This is a genomic window from Desulfacinum hydrothermale DSM 13146, assembly GCF_900176285.1.
GTDB lineage: Bacteria > Desulfobacterota > Syntrophobacteria > Syntrophobacterales > DSM-9756 > Desulfacinum > Desulfacinum hydrothermale.
The window spans coordinates 1-3637 of record NZ_FWXF01000045.1 but is presented as its reverse complement, the minus strand read 5'-3'; the positions used below and the strand labels follow the sequence as shown (position 1 = coordinate 3637).

Annotated in this window: 6 protein-coding genes; all 6 read right to left on the bottom strand. The window is 64.1% G+C overall.

Annotated elements, in window-relative coordinates:
* Window positions 1-201: hypothetical protein (locus B9A12_RS17455; protein WP_212636989.1), on the bottom strand; the 201-nt coding region annotated here is incomplete at its 3' end.
* Window positions 198-617, bottom strand: coding sequence for an ExbD/TolR family protein (locus B9A12_RS16435; protein ID WP_084059167.1), 420 nt, complete (start codon window positions 615-617; stop codon window positions 198-200). The genes B9A12_RS16435 and B9A12_RS17455, both read right to left, overlap by 4 nt.
* 5 nt (window positions 618-622) lie before the next feature.
* A complete protein-coding gene (locus B9A12_RS16430) occupies window positions 623-1234 on the bottom strand; it encodes a MotA/TolQ/ExbB proton channel family protein (RefSeq protein WP_245802478.1) in 612 nt (203 codons plus the stop codon).
* The gene (locus B9A12_RS16425) at window positions 1234-2151 is read right to left on the bottom strand and encodes a hypothetical protein (RefSeq protein WP_212636988.1); all 918 of its coding nucleotides are present in this window, start codon (window positions 2149-2151) and stop codon (window positions 1234-1236) included. Before B9A12_RS16425 ends, B9A12_RS16430 begins: the two co-directional genes overlap by 1 nt.
* Window positions 2152-2479: 328 nt before the next feature.
* A complete protein-coding gene (locus B9A12_RS16420; RefSeq protein ID WP_084059164.1) occupies window positions 2480-3352 on the bottom strand; it encodes an ABC transporter ATP-binding protein in 873 nt (290 codons plus the stop codon).
* A partial coding sequence (locus tag B9A12_RS16415; protein ID WP_139796707.1) for an iron chelate uptake ABC transporter family permease subunit occupies window positions 3349-3637 on the bottom strand: 289 nt, incomplete at its 5' end. The genes B9A12_RS16420 and B9A12_RS16415, both read right to left, overlap by 4 nt.

Below are 3637 nucleotides of genomic sequence, written 5' to 3'. Positions count from 1 at the left end.
CACTTTCGGCTCCCGCGGTGCGGCCACCTCCAATTCGATGATCTGCAGCGGCCGGCTTTGCAAGTGCCGGGAAACGACCGTAAGCACCCACCCATGCACCAGAAGGGAGACCGCCAGAAAGGACCAGAGCAACCCTCGGCCCCGGTTCCTTACCAAGACCGCGGTTTCCCCCCTTTCGCTGTCTGAACGCTGCGGTCTCATGGGCTTTCCCTTTCGGCCCTTTCCGTGGCAAGGCGCAACCGGGACGCCCCCGCCGCCTTGATCACGTCCATCACCTGCACCACCCGGTCCAGCACCAGGGAGCGATCGGCCTCGACCACCACCACCGTTTCCGGATCGGATGCCAATCGTTCCTGCACGGTCTGAAACAAATCGGCCAGGGCCGCAGGAGTCCCCCCCACATACACGGCGCCGTCCGCATCCACCATCACCGTCATCTCTTTTACTTCCTTGGGCGCAGCGGATGTGGCCCGAGGCAGGTTCACCTGGATTCCTTCTTCGGCCATGAAGTTGGTCGTGAGCAAGAAGTAGATGAGCAGGAGGAATACGATGTCGATGAGCGCCGTCAGGGGCGCCTGGGGCGTGTAACGGGCTCTTTTCTTCCGATGCACCAACATGGCGGCTAATCCTTCGAAGAAACGGCCAGACTCTTGATGAAACGCACCGCTCCCTTCTGAAGCCGCGCCTCGTAGCGGTCCACCTGGCTGGTGAGATAGCTGTGGGCGACGATGACGGGCAGCGCCACCGACAGGCCCAGGGCCGTGGTGAGCATGGCCTCCCAGATACCGCCCGCCAGGATGGATGCGTCCACCTTGCCCCCCAGTTCCTGGATGGCCATGAAGGCCTTGATCATGCCCAGCACCGTGCCCAGGAGCCCCAGGATGGGCGCGATGTTGCCGATGGTGGCGAGCGCTTGCAGATAGCGCGACAGATCCCGCACCTCCTCTTCAATGCCGTGCACCAGGACCGTTTCCACCGTCTCCCGGTCCGCCCCTGCCACCTCCAACACCTGAGCCAACACCCTGCCCATGGGAGAGCGGCTTTCGGCGGCCACCCCGCGCGCTTCGTCCACGCGCCCTTCCCGAACCAGCCTCGCCACCCGCTCCGCCACGTTCCGGCCCCGGCGGCGCAGCACCGCAAAGCGCACGGTGCGCTCCAGAAACATGGCCAGTGCCAGAACGGAACACACCACGATTGGAATAACCAGTATGCCGCCCTTGGCCAAAAACTCCATCACTTGACGATCTCCCGCTTGTCGATGTCCACCGTGCCGTCTCCGTCCACATCCCGGAGGATTCGCGCCTCAGCTCCCGCGCCGTTGTATTCGGTCCAGGCGTCGGGCCGACCGTCCTGGTTGCGGTCTTGGGCCAGGCGGAAAAGACGTCCCGCATCGTAGTCGCCCCAGAGATCCGCCCGGCCGTCCCCGTTTCGATCTTGCACGAAAGACAAAGGTCGTCCGTCCTCATCATAGATCCAGATGGCCCACGGACCCCGATCCGTCCCTTTTTTCCTTTCGGTCAGCATGTAAAGGCGCCCTTGGGCATCGTAAGATTCCACGCGGGTCCAATCCCCCGTGGCCTTGTCTCGGATGATGCGTTCCCGGAGCGTCCCGCCCGCATAGGAACGCCGCTCCTCAAAGAAGCCGTCCCCGTCCTCATCCCCTTCTTCAACCAGCGGCCAGAAGGGATCCAGATAGGTGCGGATCCGGTCCCAATGGCCATCCCCATTGTGGTCTTCCCATTCCCGCAGCCGCCGTTCTCCGCGAAAATCCACGGCCGTCTCCACCGCCCCGTCACCGTCGGTGTCCATTTCCACTCGGACCCGAATCCCCTGGTCATAGCGGACACGGGTTTCCCGGCGGCCGTCACCGTCCGTATCACTTTCCAGCCAGTCCAGTTCTCCGGACCGGTAGTGCTGCACGGTTTCAAAAAAACCGTCCCCGTCCCGGTCCACCTCCAAGCGCAACGGCCGACGTCGATCATCCAAATGGACGACCTGATCCACTTTTCCGTCTCCGTTGGTGTCTTGTCGGACCGTTTCGGCCTCCCTCGCCGAAGCGGCGCCGGCCGCGCAGAGGATCATCGCGAGCACCATGGAAAGCGCTCGTCCCCAGAGCGGAGCCAACCGAAACGGCCCATGTGCGAAGATCATCGATTCCGCCTCACAGACGCTTTCTCTCAAAAAACCGAAAGCCTGTTGTTCCCGGTCCGCCACGTATTCCTCAGGCCCATGCGCCCACAAAAAAAACCACGAAGCCGGTCGGGCCCCCCGGGAGCCCACGGCCTTCGTGGCCTTTTCGATTCTTTCGCGCCTCGCCGCACGCTGCGGCCGCTCTGTCGTTTTCATGGCCGGGATAACGCCTTCGTGGCGTGGCCGGTTTCCTGCTTCTAGCGCGACGGGCTCTTGGATGTCAAGGACCATCATCTCAGGTGCCCCCGTGCGCCGGCCTCGAAGAAGGCGGCTGTTTTCCCGCTTTCAGTCAAGATCCCGGGGCCCCTTGCCCTGCCCCTTCTCCGTCCGCTTCCCCTGCACCTTGACCTCCCGACTCCCGGGCCGCCGCCTCCAGGTACCGGCTCGGAACGGGGGTGACCCGCGGGAAGGGCCCCAGGGGGCTCTCGTCCACCAAAACCACGCAACCGTAGGCGGCCTCCAGGGATTGGAACGTGAGCACCTGGGCCGGCGGGCCCTGGCACACCGATCGGCCGTCTTTGAGCAGCAGGATCGTGTCCCCGTACATGGCCGCCAGGTTGATGTCGTGGGACACCATGACGATGGTGATTTCCCGGTCGCACCGCAGTTCTTCCAGCAGATCCATGAGACGCAACTGATGGGCCAGGTCCAAAGCGGCCGTGGGTTCGTCCAACAGCAGCAGGCGCGGTTCCTGGCAGAGCGCCTGGGCCAGAAAGACCCGCTGCCTTTCCCCTCCGCTCAGCCGGTCGATGGGCCGCCGGGCCAGGTGGGCCACATGGGTCCTCTCCATGGCCTCCTGGGCCTTTTGTATGTCCGAACGGCCTTCCAGGCGAAAAGGGCCCAGGTGGGGGGATCGTCCCATGAGCACCACTTCCGCCACGGTGAACGGGAAGTCCAGGGGGATGGTCTGAGGCAGATAGGCCACCGTATGCGAAAGGCGGCGCCGGCCGTAGGACGCCAGGGGCCGTCCGAAAAGCGCAACACTTCCCCGGCTCGGACGCAGCAGACCCGCCACGGTCTTGAGCAGCGTGCTTTTGCCCGACCCGTTGGGGCCGGCGATAACGTAAAATTCCCCGCACCGCACGGAAAGGGAAAGATCTCGGATCACCTCGTTGCGGTCGTAGGCAACGCTCACATCCTGGACGACAACGGCATCCCTCATCGAACCGACCTTCTCAGGAGAAAGATGAAGAGGGGGGCACCGATCATGGCCGTCAACACACCCGCAGGCATCTCCCCTTGGCTGGGAATCCAACGGGCCAGAGCGTCGCACACCACCAGATAGGCCCCGCCCCCCAGCACGCAGGCGGGAACCAGCACCCGATGGTCCGGCCCCAGGATGAGCCTCAGTAGATGGGGCACGGCCAGGCCCACAAAACCCAGCAGCCCGCTTCCGCACACGGCGGCGCTCACCATCAGGGAAGTCACCACCAAGAGCCCCCAGCTC